Here is a 20,055-nt window from a genome sequence, read left to right as displayed (position 1 = left end):
TACTACAACAACTACCGTTACACGGAGTGTTTGGGCGGCTTGTCTCCGAACGAATACCGAAGAGCTGTATAACAAGAAAGATACCTTAGCACGTCATCCGGGCTAAGGTATCTCAATGAACTAATTTTTGTTTTTTTAACTGTCTACTTTACAGGGAGCGGTTCAAAGCATCCCATTGGGGTGCTTTTTATGTTTTATTTTTTGTGAATTTTGTCGCTTCATAGGTTGAAGCTGTAGGTATAAATAAACGTTCGTAGCACAGACAAACCACATATCACAATTCTAAAATCACTGTTGTATCAATGGTGTGAAAAGGTTTTGAATGGCTTCAATACCCGCACTGTACCTATACATAAAAAAAATCAAAACTTTTTTTGTGCAATCCGCAACTTTTTGAAATCTACTGCGTTTAAAGTGTAGAGTCGAAAACATTGGGCCTGTTACCAAGAACGACCTCGTGAAGAATCTTGTCTATTTTTTAGAAAAAATTGCTTTACGGCACGAGAGACCCATTGTATAATATGTAAGGTAGGATTAGGAAACTACTCTATTTACGTGTGATTCTGCTTTACTAACCTAGTTTACAAGTTTCTGTGATATGCTCACAGACATCATTTATATTAACTTGCTCACAACTCTGGAAAGGGGGTGCAACAATATATGAGGAATACGAGCGACCCTATTAAACAAGAAAATTCAAATGTTATGAACGCCCAAGGAGGAGAAATAAAAGTTATGAAGAAAATTTTATCCGTAGCATTGTCTACAGCAATGGCATTCTCAATGTTTGCATCTGTAGCATTCGGTGACACAGCAGTTTCCCCGCAACAACAGTTTGATGCATTGAAAGCAAAAGGTATCTTCAACGGTTATCCGGATGGTACAGCAGGTCTTGACAAAGACATGACTCGTGCAGAGTTTGCCAAAGTTATCACTAAATTGCTGGGTCTGAAAGAGATCACTGGAACTCTTTCCTACACTGACAAAAACTACACAGCTAAAAACTGGGCAGTACCTTACATCGAAGCAGTAACTGCTGCTGGTATTATGGAAGGTAAAAACGTTGAGAAGAAAATCTTCGACTTCAACGGTAAAGTGACTGTGTCCGAGATGGCTACAATCCTGACTCGTGCATTGGATCTTGAAATCCCAGCTGAAACAAGCAACACTGCAGCAACATGGGCTAAAGGTTATGTTCAAGCAGCAATCAATGCAGGTCTGATCGATGCTGACACTAACTTCACAGCTAACGCTTCCCGTGAATTGCTTGTAGGCGCTGCTTACGCAATTGACCAAGCGCAAAACTTGAAAGTATCTTCTTACACAGTAACTGAAGGTGGAAAAGTTGTTGAATTCAAAATCAGCGACGGCGAAACTGTAAGAGTTACTTTGGATAAAGCGCTTGAAGCTAACAAAGAAACTGAAGTGAAGTTTACTTATAAAGACAAAGAATTCACTGAAAAAGTTACTTATGTAGTAACTTCTGCAACTAAAGTTGAAAGTGTAAAAGCTAGCAACCTTAAAGAAATCGATGTTGCTTTCGATGGTAAAGTTGACAAGTTGACTGCAGAAGACAAAGATCGTTACTCAGTAGATAGCTCTGTAGTAATTGAATCTGCTGCACTGCAATCCGACGAGAAAACAGTTCGTTTGACTGTTGTTGGCGCGTTGCAAAACCAAAAAGCTTACAAAATTTCTGTTCGTAATGTTAAAGCAGGAGACAGAACTGTAAGTGTAACTAACCAAGAATTCACACCTCTTGACAACGCTCTTCCAGAAGTTGAGACAGTGAAATCTCTGGGAACTAAAGCAGTGAAAGTAACATTCACTGAGCCAGTTAAATCCGCTACATCCGCTAACTTTAAATTGGATGGCAAAACGTTCTTCGGTAGCGTGACTGAAGGTAAACGTGATGTTATCTTGAAGCCTTATAGCTCCACTGATCTGACTGTAGGGACTCATAAGTTGGAAATTTCTGGTGTTGAAGATTTCAACGGATTCAAAGCTTTGACTAAAGAAGTTGAGTTCGAAGTAGTGTCTGATACTACTGCACCAACAATCGCTAACGTAACAGCTACACTTGAAAAAGCGACTGTAACATTCAGTGAAGAAATTGATCCGGAAACGTTGTCTGCATCTAACGTTTACTGGAAATCTGGTAACGACAAAAAAGCTGCTAACTCCTTCACTCAAGTATCACCTGAAGTTTATGAGTTCAGCTTCAAGTCTAACCCGTTCCCTGGTTATGAAACACCATTCTTCGTAGAAAATGTTAAAGATTACTCTGGTAATCAAATCACTGCTACTGAAACTAAATTGAGAGCAGAAGTTGACCAAACTCGTCCAGAAGTTACTGAAGTAACTCTGAACAACACGGACAACAAAGTGATCAATGTTAAATTCAGCAAAGAAGTAAAAGTTGAGGATGTTAAATACTTCACTTTGACTAAATCTGATGGTAAATCTGTGGCTTTGAGATCAGTTACAGGGGTTAATGGTACATTCGAAGATAAAGAGTTCAAATTGTCTACGTATGATGCCCTTAGCGAAAATTCTTATACGCTTAAAATTGTTGGAGTTAGAGACACAACTAAGTTGAACAACACTATGTTGGATTACACTGCGACTGTAACTGGTAAAGATACAGCTCGTCCGCAATATCAATCCAACTCTGGTAACAGTGCAACTCGTACAGTTTACATCAATTTCAATAAAAAAATGGATCCAACATCTGTTGGTGACAAATCTAACTACCTTGTGACTATTAACGGTGTTTCTCAACAACTTCCGGCTGGAACTGAGGTAAGCCCAGTTAACGAAGGTAAAGCAGTACGTATCATCTTTCCACAATTTATTGATAATGATCGTGTAGGAATTCAGGACACAGCAGTCGCGGCAAACATTACTCATTTCACTTTGTTGGCGCTGAAAGATCTTTCTGGTAACGTAATTACTAACCTTGGGGCTGGCGCTCAATCAATCAATGTTGCTGCATCTCAAGTGACTGCATACAGCACTGGTGATACTCATCAAGCTGAGTTGACTGAGGAAGGAACAATCAAAGTTCGCTTTGACCAACCAATTTCTTCTGCTAAAGCTTCTGACTTTGCAGTAACTCAAGGTGCTGTAACTAGTGCAACTGCTGATGGTACTGAGTTTGTAACAGTTAAAGTTGCGGGTCTGAGCAAAACTGGATTGACAACTAAAACTAGCGCATCTGATTTGTTGTTAACAGTTGCTCCTACAAACTCTTTGAGAACTGTAACTGGTAATCTAGTTACTGCAACAGCTGTTACTGTTAAAGATACTGTTAAACCACAAGTGGAACTGACGTCTACTTCCAATCCTAATGGAAGATTGAATGTTACTGGTAACGATACAATCATCTTGCCATTCTCTGAGACATTGAAAGCTGCTGATGCGACTGATTATAGAAAAGATTTATTGGTTGTTAACAACAGAACTAATGTACCGTTGAATTTCGAACAGTACACTACGTCTCTTGGAACTAACTCAAATGAAATTCTCATCAAACTTGATAGTGGTGTTGAAACTTCGGACGATTATAGAGTAAGTGTAAGAGCAGACGCGCGTTACATTCAAGATAGAGCAGGAAACTTTGCAGTATCTTCTTCTACTTATGTATCTAACTCTGGTGGAATTAACACTGTAGTTACCGGTGCAGTTGCTACTCAATCTGCTGGTGTAACAGGTGTTGCTTCATCAACTGGTACTAAGCAAGTTGCAAAATTTAGCGTTGCAGTTACTACTGCAGCAGCTGGGACATTTGATGTTTCATATAAAGTAGGAAGCACTACTGTAACTAAAGAGGTTACTGTAGAAGCAACAGATACTGAAGCAACTGTTGCTGGAAAAATCGTTGCTGCATTCAACGGGAAAGTTACTGGTTTTGATGTAACTAATGTTGCAGAAGATGTGTTCTTCACAGCAGAAGATGCTGCTGCTAACCAAACAGTAACAGCAACTATCGCTGCGAATACTACAGGCTTTACTGGTACTCAAGCTCTTGCAGCTGATCCAGAAGTAAAAGCTGGTGTTGCACCATCTGATGGTACTAAAGCTACTACTTTGTTAACTGTAACAACTGCTCCAACTAAATCAGGTACTAACACAGTAAGCTTCACTGATGCAGTGATTAATGTAACTGCTCCAGTTTCTGTATCTAGTACTGATTCTAAAGCAGATGTTGCAAGAAAAATTGCAAGTGCAATCAATACTAAACTGATTGGATACACTGCAACTGCTAGTGGCGATGTTGTTACATTCACTGCTAACAATGCTGGTCCAAAAACAATTACAGTTTCCTTCAACTAATTTCACATTGTAACAAAAAAAATCTACCCAAAGGGTAGATTTTTTTGTGCCTAGACATTTGCGCTATTTCTAAGATTCGAGTTCCCAATTTCAAAAATTAGTAGTACCTATTGTTTAAGGTAAGCTGGTTCACCTTTTTTAATTCTAATAAATATAATTCTTGTGTACTGAACAAGGACAAGACTTGAGATGGAGTACCTGCAACTGCTCGCTATACGGTCGATTCTATCATCTACTTGTAATGGGGCAGTGGTTAAGGAATCGGACATGCTATGTGGTGAGACGCAAATAAAAAGCTTAAAATAAATTAAATTTAAGTTTTGTATAAAACGTATCAAAATAAAGTATTTAGGATTCTGACTTAGCTAGGATAAAAGAATTACTCATTATCATAATCTTGATTCAAAATCAACAACACCGTAACTTTCTCGCCTTCCCGAACGTTTATACTATAAACAATAAGCAACTATGGGAGGTTTGGAAGTGGATTATAAAAAGGCCGTAATGACTTTGTTGTCAAGTATATTATTTATTAGTTCCAGTGGGGGGGGGATTACAGCGGTGAGTATGTCAGAAGAAACGGGGAAACCTACGACAAATAGTGCAAATAGCAATGCAGCTGAGAAGGAACAAACGCCAACAACTAAAAAGGTTGTACATACACTGGCAAACGTACCAGCGGTGAAAGTTACTGCTAGAAGTACGGCGCAGTTAACGGATGTTAATATTATGGCTCAAGATGATGGGAATACTGTGACGTACACGTTAACGTACAAAAATAATGATAGTAAACCCTTGATGATGCTTGATTACTGGAGCAAAGTGAAAACCAAAAGTGGGACAAGCTTCTCTCCCAAGCTGATTGCTAAGGATCAAGAGAAGAAGACGGTATCACCTGGCTCCACGGTAGAACTCACTTATGTGATGAAGGTCGGACGTGAAGTGAAATTAAGCGATCTGAACTTCCTAATTGTGAAGTGGGATTTCAGTAAACCGAATTATGAAAGTACCTTAGGGAAATTTAATGTTCCTGCATCATATAGCATTACAACACCTGTAGGGAAGACAAAAACAGTTCGTCTCAGTGACTCGTCTGTGAAGGTGAAGGTATCAGGTATTAAGATCTTTCCTGGAGAAAATAAGAATCAATATGTCAAAGTTGGAGTGAACCTGAATAATATCAGCTACAAATTACTTGAGAACCCAAATATTAAATGGATCTTGCGCACGCCAAGCGGGACCAATTATCCATTAACTCCAGATAAGGATAGTGCAAGCATCAGTATTCAGGCGCAGGCAAACAAGACACTTAGCTTAATGGTGTCCTTACCAACATCGGTAAAGCTATTAAAATCAGAATTGTTACTGGTAGAGGAACAGGGTGAAGAGAAGACAGCACTACCTGTTGCGGCTTTACAATTACCGCAGGCAAGCACATCAAACGTAGAAACGACAGCAAATGAACCTAATATAATTTCTGTAGACGGACAACGACTGTCCACTTTACTTGAGTCTGCAAAAATACGTGTAAATGAGAATGAATATGATTTGAATATGCAGTTTGTATTGAAGAATGAGGGCAAAAAGGTGATTAAGGTTCCTACTTACACTTTTGAAGTTCGTACTGCAGATGGTACCATTTATCCCATTGAAACAAAGGCACTAGATACGTTGAAGTTAAATCCTGGAGATATCAAAACGATTAAACTTAATATCACAATTCAAGGCAACGGTGACACAAGTCAGATCAAGTTATATGCGATGAGTCCTTTGGATAAGAGCGAGACTACAGAATCCACGAGTTCTTCTAGCGCCTTAGTTTTTTCCTATCCTGTAGGAATCTATGCTATACCAGAGTCTGTATCAAGCGGTGATGGTCTAACTACAGAGACGGTAATCAAGAACAGTAAAGGTACATTTGGCGTATCTTTGGGTTCATTACAACGGTTGCCGTGGTTAGATAGTGATATTGTGGCAGCTAAAGTCACGATTCGTAATGCGGGAAGCAAAACAGTGCAGCTTCCAGAGCTCGAAGCAATGTTCACGATTGATTCAGCTCAGATCGATGGTGATAAGAAACTGATCTACACCCAAAGTGGGAAGCTTCTTGGGGCAGGCATGACCACTGAAGCGTATCTTCTGACCAAAATCCCTTCTGAACTCCTCATGGGCCGTCTTGAAGTGAGTTTGATCGAGAAAGTTAGTGAAGAAGAAACGAATGAGTGGATTACCTTGAACACATCGGGATTGATTCAACCTGTATCTTATGTTGGCTCAGGTAAGACTTATACATCTGGTGCTTCGGATAAAGAGACTGAAATGAGTGTTCGTAGAACGATACGTTATCCTGGAACATCCTCAGATATAGTATATACCGAATTTGAGATGACCAATAAATCACTTCGTCAGAATGGACTAGGCAAATTGGTAGGTTACTTCAAGACATCGGATGGTCAGTATTACAAAGCAACTGCTAAACAATCTGAACGCTCACCTGGTCCAGGTCAGAAGTCAATTGTTACGTTCTGGGCTAAGCTTCCGAAGTCAGTTACTTTCTCAGATTTGCGTCTGCTTGTGGGTGAAGGCATTGCAGATAGCAAGTTTGTGACAGGTGAAGGTGAAGCAACCGCTTATGTGAATGCAATGGCATTCGAGGTACCGCCAACCTCCTTAAGTGTTCAAGGGAACTTCACCAACATTGATCTTTATCCGTATACACTCACTGCTAATAGTGTACGTGCATATCTTGTTGGCAGTAACTCCGTACAAGTGGATATGAATTACACGCTTAATCGTAGTGAAGAGATCGAAATGGCTGAGAATGAGCACAAATGGATTCTTGCATTTACAGCGCAGAATGGAAAAGTATTCGAGAAAGAACTGACTCCAGGTACGGATTTGAAAGTAGGAAACAATCAGACTTTAAGTTGGAGCGTAGAGGACAGCTTCTTCGAAAAATTAAGAGGAGGATCTTATCGACTAGCTTTGTATGACCAGTTCCAAGGACAACGTCTGCTACTTGCTGAGCAAGCTTATGGTTACGATGTGTCCAAGTTGCCAAAAGAAGAACCTGAAATTCCTGTGTTCCCTGAGGGGGAACTGAATAAGTAGGTAACAAGAATTCAGGAATATGTGTAATAAGAATACTTGCTAGTATTTCTAGCAAATTAGAAATGCCGAACCTCGTCTTCCACAACATGGAGACGAGGTTTTGCTTGTCGCATCCCTATTTTTTCTCTATAGTTAAACATAGATAGATTACCAGAGGAGGAAATAGATTCACATGAAACCTTATATGAAAGTATCCCTAGCTGCGCTCGCCATTGGTGTTGGTGTGTGGTTTGGATCGGTATACAGCAATACAGCCATTGGAGCAGGGACCAGCCAACCAGGTACAGCGGATGATCCAGTCGTAACTAAGAGTTATGTAGATCAGCAGATTCAACAGGCTTTGGGTGGTAAAATCCCGTCAGGAAGCGGTACCAGTACGGGAACAGACAGCAATGCAGGAACTGGTAACAATACAGGCTCTACCGGAACCGGGAACTCCGGTAGCACAGGTGGAGATACGTCACTTCCTCCACTGGTCTCAGGCGCTTCTGATGCCGTTGAGATCGTAACGGTGAAGCCGGGTCAACAGCTGATCGGAAAATCTGGCGCGGAGTTCGTTGTACGTAGCGGCAAGGCTGTGATCGTCAGTGAAGGTACAAATGGTGTAGCTGATCTGACGGACGGGATTGACCTGACGAATGGACAGGCAGCGCCGTCGAATCACCTGCTCTCTTTTCCAAGGGATGGACGGGGGATCACGGTATTGAATGGTAATAAATACAGCCTAACCGTAATGGTTCGCGGTGGATATACTCTGAAATAGGATTTGTAGATGTTAAAGGAATTATTCATTAGTCATACATTTCATTTGCTCAGATTACCCAGTTCTAACAAACATTAATACGGCTAGTCTGCCTTGTTCCTGCTCACTCTATAACTGTAGACAACCCATTTAACGGAGGTGCAGGAACTATGGCTAGAAGCAATCGCAGAGTCGTACCCGAAAGTCGTCAGATGCTGGATCAGATGAAGTATGAGATTGCTGCAGAGTTTGGTCTCAATGTGGGGTATGGTGGCAGAGGTCTGGCAGGTGCGGATACAGAATTTGGATCTGAACTGGGTGAAGTGAGTGATCACTCTTATGGGCAATACAAAGGGTGGGGACATCTGACTTCCCGCGAGAATGGATCCGTTGGTGGAGAGATCACCAAGAGGCTAATTCGCCAGGCAGAGCAGCACTTATAGGGCATTTTCCTTACCCCGTTTCGTTTGACACGTCTTGACAAATAAGTTAAGATGGCACTTGAGGTATGCAACCTTTTCCTACTGAGGGAAAGGTTGATTTTCGTTTGAGGCAATTACCTGAAAAATCCTTATCTTCGGTGCTGCGGACTCCGCGTCCTTATTCCATTTTGGAAAGCTTCGAGGGTACAGTGAACGAATCGCTGTCATGTTTTGTTCGGGCAATCGCCATACTACTAGTTATGGGAGGTTGAAACTTCATGTCTGTTAAAGGCCGGCATCTATTTACATCGGAGTCTGTAACGGAAGGACATCCGGATAAAATCTGCGATCAGATCTCAGACGCCGTGTTGGACGCGTTTCTTGCAAACGACCCCAATGCTCGTGTAGCTTGCGAAGTTTCCGTAGCCACAGGCTTAGTGCTTGTCATCGGTGAAATCAGTTCAGCTTCTGAATATGTGGACATCCCGTCCATCGTTCGTAATACAATTAAGGATATTGGCTACACACGCGCCAAGTTTGGTTTTGATTATAACACTTGTGCAGTACTAACTTCTCTGAATGAGCAGTCCGCTGATATTGCCCAAGGTGTTAACGCAGCGCTTGAGAACCGTGACCCGGAACAAGTCGCTCGTGAAACAGAAAACATTGGTGCGGGTGACCAAGGTCTGATGTTCGGTTTTGCAACAAACGAAACACCGGAACTCATGCCTTTGCCAATCGCATTGTCCCACCGGATCGCACGCCGTCTGGCGGAAGTGCGTAAGAACGGTACATTGGAATATCTTCGTCCAGATGGTAAAACGCAAGTAACGATTGAATACGACGGAGACAAGCCGGTACGTGTGGATACCATCGTTGTGTCTACTCAGCACGCTGAAGAGATCACACTGGAGCAGATTCAAAATGACATCAAAGAACATGTTATCCTGCCTGTTGTGCCAGCCGAATTGCTGGACGAGCAGACTAAATATTTTATCAATCCTACAGGACGTTTTGTTATTGGCGGACCTCAGGGAGATGCAGGCCTGACTGGACGTAAAATCATCGTAGATACCTACGGCGGTTATGCACGTCACGGCGGTGGAGCGTTCTCTGGTAAAGATCCGACAAAAGTAGACCGCTCCGCAGCATATGCGGCTCGTTACGTAGCGAAAAACCTGGTAGCTGCAGGCCTGGCAGAGAAAGTAGAAATCCAGCTCGCTTACGCGATTGGGGTAGCCAACCCGGTATCGATCAACGTGGATACATACGGAACTGGCAAAGTCAGTGAAGAGAAATTGGTTGAGCTTGTGCGTAATAACTTCGATCTACGTCCGGCTGGCATCATCCGTATGCTGGATCTGCGTCGCCCAATCTACAAACAAACTGCTGCTTATGGTCACTTCGGCCGTACAGACCTGGACGTACCTTGGGAGCAAGTGGATAAAGCAGACCTTTTGAAAACTCAAGCAGGTCTGTAATTAGCTAAAAGTATGTGGTGCATTAAATGAAGCCCTTGATTCCGATCAGGAATTAAGGGCTTTTTTGTGCTTCCATCGATTTCACTGCTTGTCATAGACAAAGGAAGAATTATGGAATATATACCCAAATAACTAAATGAAATCCCTTCTCCAACCGAAATACATAATGAGGTCTGCACATCAGACAAGAGAAGAAATTCAGATAAGGGGGAAGATCAGTGAAATTGAAGAGAATTGCCAGAAAAGGCATACTTGGACTCTTGATCGTCATGCTAACGGCTCAAGGCTGGCTTACGGGGTGGAGTGGAGTTGAGCGGGAAGCATATGCGGCACACGCATTAAGTGCAAATGGAATAACGAATACTGTTCCTGCGGTGAAAGGAACGAATGTGGATAGTTCAGTACCATTCGTTATTGATTTTGATAAACCTGTTCAGAAGGCACCTGGTACACAAAGTTCAATCTTGATTAAGCGTTTGGATGATAATACAACGATGGGTTCGGTGCTGGTATCCAGTGACCAAGTTGTGATTGATCCTACACCACCGATTACAGATCCTACGACACCCGGTGCGGGGGACAGCACGCCTGCGCCAGTTAGTGGCCAACGAGTGACAATTACACTGGGCAAGGCTCTACCGGGAGCAACATACTACGTAGAGATAGATAATAAATCGTTTGTTTACGCGGACAATACTCCATTTCCAGGACTGACTAACAAAGAGTGGACTTTTAGTACACTGGGGTTAGGCTCAACTTCCCTTGTGAGTAGAGTTCCTGATAACGCAGCAATGGTATCCCTTTCAGCTAAGGTAGTGATGACGTTCGATAAGCCGGTAACCCCAGGTAGAGGGAATCTCATTATTTATCAGGGAAGAGTTGGTGGTACAGTATTTGAGCAGATTCCAGTAAACGCAGGAGCACCTCGAATTACAGGTTTTGGAACCAATACGATTACGATCTTTCCCACGAATAACTGGAACAACAACACTACATATTACATCGTAATGCCAGAAGGTTATTTGCGGGATAGCAATGAGAATGATATCAGTGCAATTAGTGGGAATGTTTGGGGATTCAATGTCATATCCGATCCGACGTCCCTCATGGTATCTACTGTATCTCCCGCAAACGGTACTACCAATGCACCCTTAACGGGAGTTTTAACAGTTACGTTCAACAAAGAACTTGATTCGAATTACATTCAGAATGTAACGCTCAAAAAAGCAAATGGAGCAACCGTTGCATCCAAGACAGTCATGAATAGTGCAAACAATAGACAACTGCTTATTACACCTACGAACGCATTGGATAGCAACACAAATTACTTGGTAGATATTCCAGCCAATGCGTTTCGTGATAAAGCAGGAAATACATTCACAGGTCTTAATGGGTCTACATCATGGTCCTTTAAAACATTAAGTGCAGATACAACTGCACCTGTGTTGAAGAATGCTAAGATGCATAGCAATAACACCATTCGCCTGACCTATGATGAATGGCTGTACAGCACTAATTCGCTGAGTAGTACGTATGCTGTAACTGTAAATGGTGAAAAGAGGAATGTCAGCTCCACTTATATTTCAGGTGATAGTGTATATGTAGTATTGGATACGGGGGTAGCGGTAGGACAAGTTGTACGGATTGCATATGCACCGGGTACTACAGGTAATCGTCTTACAGATCAGTCTTCCAATGCTGCGGCTGCTTTTGGTGCACGAGATGTGGAGAACGGTTTAGATTCTGTCATGTCCAAGCCGCGAGAAGGTAACGTGTATTATAGTACAATTACGTTGTACTATCCTGAGACGGTATATATCACTTCGAGTGATGCAGCAAGACAATTCAGTGTAACTGCGGATCAGTCGGCTGTAGGCATTAATAGCATCTCGGTTAACAATAGCTCGGTTGTGACGTTGAATCTCAGTCGATCCGTTACGGATGGTGAAGTCGTTCAGGTTGCATACACGCCAGGTTCATGGCCTGTAAAAGATACACGTGGACAGGCTCTTGCTGGATTCAGCGGCTTCTATGTCCGCAATTCAATTGATACCAAACCACCTGAGTTCAAGAGTGCTGAGGTGAGTGCGAATAAGTTATGGATGCGTTACAATGAACCACTGAACACGACGAATAAACCGCTTAACAGCCAATATTCTATTCTGGTCGATGGCAAGCCAGTCTTCGTTAATGATTCCGAGATCGAAAATGATCTGGTCACGTTAACGCTGGCTTCAGCGGTGAAAGATACACAAAATATATCGTTATCATATGTACCCGGAGCATTGCGATTAACGGATCTGAACAATAACCCGGCAGGATATCTCAATCTGACTCCAGTAACGTACACATATGGAAATGGAAAAATCCTGTCGGCTACGCTTCAGGGAGACACGGTTCAGATTAACTTCCGTGATTCAATCCAGTCCCAGGCTGCACTAACAGTATCTCAGTTCAGTGTAGTGATTGGTAATTCAACCACAACTGTATTGTCTGCTTCAGCTTCTGGCTCTGTGGTGACGTTGAAAGTGGATACTTCAGCAGTAGCATCGACAGCTACTCAGACGGGAACGGTGAGTTATGTACCTGGGGCAGTGCCGTTGCGGGATGCGTCGAATGTCACTGTAGCGGCATTTGGACCACTTACATTGCAACAGACGAATAATAGTTCGAATAATAATCAGTCGGGAAATCGTCCTTCCTGGTTGTCGGAATTGGATGCATCGAGCTATGGTCAGTCTTTACTTGTAATGAATAATACTACGGGTTCTGCTGTATCTGCGATGTCACACTATAATCGCCCGACTCGTCAATTCAACGTGGATGCAACCAAGTTGATTCAGTCCTTTGAATACGCTGGAGCAAACGGGAAATTGACTCAGCCGGTGGTATTCGAGATACCGGATAGTGAATCGGCTGCGTATGTTGGATTCCCATTAAGTGCACTGACTCAGATTGCTGCAAGTTATCGCACAGGTATTATTGGTGTGAAATATGGCGATCTTCTCTGGACGGTGCCACTGTCTAATTTAGATATGGCGGCTATGAGTCGGAGTGTAGGAACGTCAAACACAAGTACAACGACAGGAGCAGCAGTTCCATCCTTATACGTTCAGTTAGAGACGGTACCTGTGTCTTCATCGGGGACGATGGAAGGCTTGATTGCAGGTGCAGGAGCACAGAAGCTTGGCAACTATACGGACGTATATGTGTATGCCGGTAATGGAACAAGCGATCAACGTGTAGATCAGAATGTCAAAAGCCAACTGGCCATGCAATTGGCTGCCAATACCCCAAGTGTAACATCCGGATTTACGTATATCGATCCAGTTACGTTTAGGTTATCCAATGTACCTAGTTCCTTTAAAAATACGACAGGTGGTGTAGTTGTTCGAGGACAGCTGAATGGCAATCAGTCGGTAGTCCCTGTTAACAACATCGTTAGTTATCCGGATACGGCGTCACACTGGGCTAGTGAGGTCATTAAGGAGCTCTCAGCCAAATGGATTATTAACACACCGGGGGGTACCTTCTACCGACCAAATGAGAACATTACACGTGCGGAATTTGCTGAATTGGTCGCTAGAGGTCTTGGACTGAATGGAGAACCAACCGCAGCAAGTCGTTTCCAGGACGTTCGTAGCGGTAGTGTGACAAGTGCCTATATCGGTGCTGCGGCTGAAGCGGGAATCATTACGGGAAATACCGATGGTACGTTTAAGCCGGATCGCCCCATTACGCGTGAGCAGATGGCACTTATGATGGTACGTGCGATGAACTACGGTGGGAAAACAGTCTCTCTTCAATCTTCGGCTGCTTCTACTCTATCCAAGTTCAAGGACAGTAACAAAATCCAGTCCAAGGATTCTGTTGCCAAAGCAGTGCAAGAGGGAATCATACAAGGCATGACAGCCAGAACTTTCGAACCTCAGGGAAATGCAACTCGTGCCCAGGCAGCAGTCATGTTGAAGCGGGTTTTGGACAAGTTAGGATATCTATAAAATCTTCCTTATAAATGAACGAGGTAAATTAATAGGATATATATTAATCATAAATGGACTTCTGCTATGCTGATACCCGGCATAGACGAAGTCTATTTTTTTGATTAGAAAGAGAACATACCAGAATCGTGTTAAATTTTTCAACCAATATATACCTCAAAGTTAGCTATAAGCGTAACTTTTTCCACAAAAAGCAGTCTATTAATAGAAGAGTATACTAGAGATCTCGCTATCGGCTGCCTACTTGGCAGTGTTCGTGATGTCTAAGATTGATATACAAGATGGGAGAGACGTTTCAGACATGCTGGGGAAACATGGGAAACAGCTGGAAGACGTTAAGGGCAGTAAGGTGAAGAAATGGGCGATTGTGACGCTGGCGGGTGTGATCTGGATTGCACCGGTGATGAGCGCAGGTGGGCAGATGTGGTCAGGCACTTCGTGGCAATCGGTGGCCGCAGCGGCATCTACGAATACAAGCAAGTTGAGTGAAGAAATTCTGACTTCGGGTGCGAAGCTCATGAAATACAGATATACGACAACACGTTCCGGTTCCAAGGTCAACGTACTGGCGGATGTAATCCAGGTGGATCTGCAGAACCCGTATGTGAAGCTGGATGTAATGACAGGCAAGGGCGGTAATCTGAACAGTAAACAGAGCACAGGTGCCATGGCCAAGGAAAACGGTGCAGTAGCTGCTGTAAATGGCGATTACTTCAATGTATCCGGGGAACTCTCGCCAATTGGTGGACAGGTCTCCGATGGCGTTCTGGTCTCCACACCTTCCGAACTGTCAGGCATGTATGCCCTCACGGTGACCAAGGATGGCAAGCCGATGATCGACGAGTATTCCTTTGACGGAACTGTGAAGGCACAGGATGGTTCAACCTTTGCTTTGCGTGGGATAAATAAAGAGGATTATACGGTAGAGTCGGGTGCGGTGAAGTATAGTCATGCCAACTCGATGTATATTTATACACCGGCATGGACATCGAGCAAACGACCAAATGATCCTTCCACAACCCCAACAGAGGTTCTTGTGCAGAACGGAGTAATCACCCAAATCTCGGATAAAAAAGCGCTAAACATGACGGTGCCGAAGGATGGGTACATTTTGCGTGCACATGGAACAGCGGCGACATGGATCATGAGCCATCTATCCGTTGGGCAAACCTTGAGTGCGGATTACAAGCTAAAAGCTAAAACAACCGGGCAATCGGTCGATCCAAGTAACTTGGATATGATGATTGGCGGTCATACGATTCTCGTAAACGGCGGAAAGGCAGCAACCTTCTCGCGAAATATCGCTGCTTCCGGCATTGGTGGCATTCGTGCAAGAACGGCAGTAGGATACTCCCAGGATGGTCGGTATGTCTACATCATCGCCGCGGAGAAAAACAGTAACAGCAGCGGTATGTCGCTGACGGAACTGCAATCCTTTATGACGAGTGTGGGTGTCTGGAAAGGTATGAACCTGGACGGAGGCGGTTCCACAACGATGGTAACACGTCCGCTAGGTGAGCAGACAGCTGGTCTGACGTTCAACACAGAGTATGGCACCGAGCAACGTCAGGTTGTAAACACGCTGGGGGTGTTCTCTACGGCTCCTGCAGGTAAACTGAAAGGCTTTGCCGTGAGTGGCAGCCAAACGTTGCTGGTGGGGCAAGAGGGCAAGTACACAGCTAAAGGATATGACACCTACTACAACCCAATCGCAACAGGCGATATCAGCATGTCCTGGAAGTCCAGCAACAACGGCATCGTGAGTGTCAGCAATGGAACGATCAAAGGCGTGAAGCCCGGTACAGCAACGCTGACGGCAACGAGCAATGGAACTTCATCTTCCATTAAAGTATCGGTACTGGGTGGAAGTGAATTGGCTTCCTTGACAGCAGGATCGGGTCTCGGTTCGCTCAAAGCAGGAACTACAATGTCTATTCCGGTAACGGCAACAACGAAGAGCGGACAAAGTATTACGGTTCCGGCAGACTCGCTGACATGGGAATTTATCGGATTCAAAGGTAGAGTTACTGCTGACCAATTAACCGTATCTTCCGTCAATTCCGGTGCACAAGTAGGATATGCGATTGGACGTTATGATGGTTACAGCACAGTCGTGGTACTCTCGGCTTCTGCGAGCGAAACGATCTGGGAGAACTTCGAGAATGTGAATTATCCGATTAACTTCACAACAAACGCAGCGGGTGTGACCGGATCGGCAACCGTTACAGCAGGAACAGGTGAAAAAGCCGGCTCCAATGTGCTGCAACTCGATTATGATATGACTGCTGGAACAGGCAAAATGTATGCTTATGCACAACTGAATGGTTCTACCGGCAGAGAGGTATCTGCTGCAGCTACATCGATCTCGATGGATGTTATGGGAGATAAAAGCCTGAACTGGCTGCGCGCCGAATTCACAGATGCCAATGGCAAAACGGTATATGCCGATCTCGCCAAGGTGATTGACTGGAACGGATGGAAGAAACTGAGCGTGGACTTGAACGGACTGAATATCGCCTATCCGGCGAAGCTGAAGCGGGTCTATGTGGTGAACGTGGAAGAAGGTCAGGATGAGCGTGCGAAATCAGGTACGGTTGCTTTTGACAATATCGCATTCACGATGCCTTCCAAGTCCAGTGAAGTTGGATTGCCTACGGGTACAGCTTCGCTTGCGCTTGGACAGAAATCGATGACGGTGAATGGAACCAAAAACGCAATAGACGCAGCACCAATCTTGAAAAATGGTACAACGTATGTGCCAATCAAACATGTTTTGGACGCTTTTGGTGGCCAGGCAAGCTGGGATAGCAAAAATCAGCGGATCACGGTATTACGTGGTGGTAAGCTGATTGATCTGGTTGTAGGGCAGAAAGAATTCATTCTGAATGGTAAAAGACAGAGCGCAACTGTTGCACCATACGTAACGGGTGGCAGGACTTTAGTCCCGCTTAGACTCGTTTCCGAGCAACTTGGTCTGACTGTAAAATGGGAACAGAAAACGAAGACCGTTACCATCTCATCGTGATATGTTATGATATATACCGGAAACGATAGAAATGGAGTCGAACAAACGTGGATTTACAAGCCGATGCCATAGACCGCGTCATTAAAAACGCCATACAAGTCATGGAAAACAGCAAATATCAAATGTTCGAAATTATGGACGCAACTCGTGATGAGCTGAAAACACTCAACGAGGAGTTGAAGTCAGTGCTGAAGGAAACGGCGGAAACGATCGAGAAAGTAGATCAATTGGAGCTGAACTACCGCCGTTCCCGGATCCGGCTGACTGAGGTTAGCCGCGACTTTGTCCGTTATTCCGAGCATGATATCAAGCAGGCGTACGAGAAAGCAACACAGCTGCAGCTGGATCTGATGATTTATCGTGAGAAGGAAATGTATCTGAAGGCTCGTCGGGATGATCTGCAGAAGCGTGCCAAAAATGTGGAAGCTTCTGTCGAGCGTGCCGAGACCATCGGTTCGCAGATGGGTGTTGTACTCGAATATCTGTCAGGTGAACTGGGTCAAGTGACCCGGATCATCGAATCTGCCAAAAATCGACAAATGATTGGTTTGAAAATAATTTTGGCCCAGGAAGAAGAGCGGAAACGTATTGCTCGTGAAATTCATGACGGGCCTGCGCAGATGCTCGCCAATCTAGTGCTTAGGACGGAAATTGTAGAAAGAATGCTCATTAAGCAGGATTTTAAGATGGTCCAGGCCGAAATAGTAGATTTGAAAGGCCAGGTTCGTTCCAGTCTTGAAGAAATGAGAAAAGTTATTTTCAATCTGCGTCCTATGGCACTGGATGATCTGGGACTGATTCCAACGCTTCGGAAGTACGTGCAGGATTTTGAGGTGAAAACGAAAATCCGGTCGCTTTTTGAAACAAGAGGTAAAGAACACCGTTTATCTTCCGCGATGGAGGCAGCGATCTATCGCCTCGTGCAGGAGGGTTTATCCAATGCTGCAAAGCATGCTTATCCCACATATGTTGTAGTGGAAATTACATATCAGGCTCAGCTCGTTAAAATTGTCGTTCAGGACAATGGGCTTGGGTTCAAACCGGAGCTTCTTGCGAAGAAAAGCAAGGATCATACCCACTTCGGTCTGATTGGGATGAGAGAACGGGTTGAACTGTTAGAAGGAAGAATAGAGATTGAATCTGCAGAAAATCAAGGAACCAAAATAGTGATTCATATCCCGACAAACGTGGATAAGGGAAAGGAGTAGCAGGATGATGGAAAACCGTGATACTGGTAAAGCATCGATTAAAGTTCTTTTGGCTGATGATCATCAGCTGTTCCGAGAGGGTCTGAAACGCATTTTAAATATGGAGGACGACATTGAGGTCATCGGCGAATGCGGCGATGGTATCCAAGTGCTCGAATTCTGCAATCAGGATAAACCTGATATCGTATTGATGGATATCAACATGCCGATCGAAAACGGGGTTGAGGCAACGGAGAAATTGCGTGAGCTGTTCCCTGATGTCAAAGTGATTATCTTGTCCATTCATGATGATGAAAGTTATGTATTTGAGACGCTTCGTAAAGGGGCTAACGGATACTTGCTGAAGGATATGGAGGCCGAGTCTCTGATTAATGCGATTCGTTCCGTGCATGAAGGACATGCGTTCATACATCCGAAAGTAACAGGCAAACTGATCATGCAGCTGCGTCGTATGACGTATCTTAATGAAACAGGGGCAATGAGTGAAGGAGCTTCGAAGGAAGCAGGCGTTAAATTTGTCGCTGGCGACAATAACCCGCTCACACGTCGTGAGGCTGAAGTGCTGCGCTTAATGGCAGAAGGTAAGAGCAACAAAATGATTGGTGAATTCCTGTTCATCAGTGAAAAAACAGTAAAAAACCATGTCAGCAGTATTCTGCAGAAGATGGAAGTGGACGACCGTACACAAGCTGTTATTAACTCGATCAAGTATGGTTGGGTTACGCTCTAATACTTTTATGTTTTTCGTAAAGCAATATTCTTACGGTAAGTCAGTCCATTGGTTGATTCAACCTAGACGAAGTATAGATTGGTGTTCACTCGCGCCCTTTCCAGAATGTTGGATTGGTCTGCGGGTTAATGGACTTTATCACTGCAAATGAGCAAAGCGTAGGGTTGTGCGGAACATATGTTCAAGCTTAGGCGTGAATGAATGACCTGGCCTGTCTTTCTTCGTCCGGTGTTGATCAGCGTGGAATATGAATGATAGGAAATGCAAGTGTAACCCTTCAGGAAGTACAGCATATACTTGTTGTATACAGGGATGTTCGCCATGGGTGAGCATGACCTTCCGAGGAGGTGCAGTTGCCATGGTTGCTCATCTGACTATGATTCTGCTCATATACTTCCTGGCGGCAATGGCCGTTCATGCCATGCACCAGCGCCATCTTTCCCGTCCGGAATCTGAAGGTTTCGAGCAGATCCTGCTCATCCCTTCCAATCAGGCAGGGCGGATCGAAGGCATTGTAAGAGAAGTTTGCCGGGAATTGTTATACCGTGGAAAGAGCTTCAGATTAACCGTTGTTGCTGATCGTACAGAAGCGGAAACGATTACGATTATTGAAAAGCTTATGCAAAGGCAAGGGATGGAGACATCTTATCTGCCTGCTGTCCCTGCTGATATTGAACAGGCAGCACAGACCGATCACACGTTCCGACTGATTGATTTGCGTGAGTCAGAGCAATAAATCTTGATGTGAACGGGAAATGTGATTGACATTTCGCAGATCTACAGTGAAAAGATTACAGCAGAAGCTGTAGTCTTTTTTTGTAATTGTAGCCAAGTCTGCTTTTAAATTGAAAATGGGTTTTTATGCAATCTATGGTTGTTGTCTGGGTTCTGGCGAGTTCTTGATCACAGAAATAAGATTTTTGAAGTCAGAACTCTTAATTTAAAAGTATAGACGATTCAGATTGGAAAAAGTTTCGCAATTTTATAGAAAGATTCTGGT

11 protein-coding genes are annotated in these 20,055 nt (G+C 43.9%); all 11 read left to right on the top strand.

The annotated features are described in order from the left end of the window. On the top strand, nucleotides 1-72 hold a 72-nt coding region (locus J7E78_RS29930), incomplete at its 5' end, for an IS3 family transposase (protein ID WP_397330435.1). Nucleotides 73-660: 588 nt separating this feature from the next. After that, nucleotides 661-4,335 (top strand): Ig-like domain-containing protein, encoded by a 3,675-nt coding sequence (locus tag J7E78_RS00480; RefSeq protein ID WP_215074438.1) that lies wholly within the window; start codon nucleotides 661-663, stop codon nucleotides 4,333-4,335. A 483-nt stretch (nucleotides 4,336-4,818) separates the two neighbouring features. Further along, complete coding sequence (locus J7E78_RS00475; protein WP_215074437.1) at nucleotides 4,819-7,446, top strand: hypothetical protein; 2,628 nt, start codon at nucleotides 4,819-4,821, stop codon at nucleotides 7,444-7,446. A gap of 172 nt (nucleotides 7,447-7,618) precedes the next feature. After that, the gene (locus J7E78_RS00470; protein ID WP_215074436.1) at nucleotides 7,619-8,209 is read left to right on the top strand and encodes a hypothetical protein; all 591 of its coding nucleotides are present in this window, start codon (nucleotides 7,619-7,621) and stop codon (nucleotides 8,207-8,209) included. A gap of 149 nt (nucleotides 8,210-8,358) precedes the next feature. After that, entirely contained in the window at nucleotides 8,359-8,631 is a 273-nt protein-coding gene (locus J7E78_RS00465) for an alpha/beta-type small acid-soluble spore protein (protein ID WP_105406868.1), read from the top strand. A 257-nt stretch (nucleotides 8,632-8,888) separates the two neighbouring features. Further along, complete coding sequence (gene metK / locus J7E78_RS00460) at nucleotides 8,889-10,091, top strand: methionine adenosyltransferase (RefSeq protein ID WP_215074435.1); 1,203 nt, start codon at nucleotides 8,889-8,891, stop codon at nucleotides 10,089-10,091. Nucleotides 10,092-10,309: 218 nt separating this feature from the next. After that, a complete protein-coding gene (locus J7E78_RS00455) occupies nucleotides 10,310-14,092 on the top strand; it encodes an S-layer homology domain-containing protein (RefSeq protein WP_215074434.1) in 3,783 nt (1,260 codons plus the stop codon). A gap of 301 nt (nucleotides 14,093-14,393) precedes the next feature. Next, nucleotides 14,394-17,117 carry a stalk domain-containing protein gene (locus J7E78_RS00450; protein ID WP_215074433.1) on the top strand — a complete coding sequence of 908 codons (2,724 nt, stop codon included), beginning with the start codon at nucleotides 14,394-14,396 and terminating at the stop codon, nucleotides 17,115-17,117. 47 nt (nucleotides 17,118-17,164) lie between these two features. After that, entirely contained in the window at nucleotides 17,165-18,325 is a 1,161-nt protein-coding gene (locus J7E78_RS00445) for a sensor histidine kinase (protein ID WP_192135010.1), read from the top strand. 7 nt (nucleotides 18,326-18,332) lie between these two features. Next, nucleotides 18,333-19,055: a response regulator transcription factor gene (locus J7E78_RS00440; protein WP_026081439.1), complete on the top strand. Its 723-nt coding sequence runs from the start codon at nucleotides 18,333-18,335 to the stop codon at nucleotides 19,053-19,055. A gap of 358 nt (nucleotides 19,056-19,413) precedes the next feature. Beyond that, a complete protein-coding gene (locus tag J7E78_RS00435) occupies nucleotides 19,414-19,791 on the top strand; it encodes a hypothetical protein (RefSeq protein WP_215074432.1) in 378 nt (125 codons plus the stop codon). Nucleotides 19,792-20,055 lie beyond the last annotated feature (264 nt).

The organism is Paenibacillus polymyxa, from assembly GCF_018614975.1.
Lineage (GTDB): Bacteria > Bacillota > Bacilli > Paenibacillales > Paenibacillaceae > Paenibacillus > Paenibacillus polymyxa_E.
Note: the sequence above shows the minus strand (reverse complement) of the source record. Positions and strands in the feature narration are given on the sequence as shown.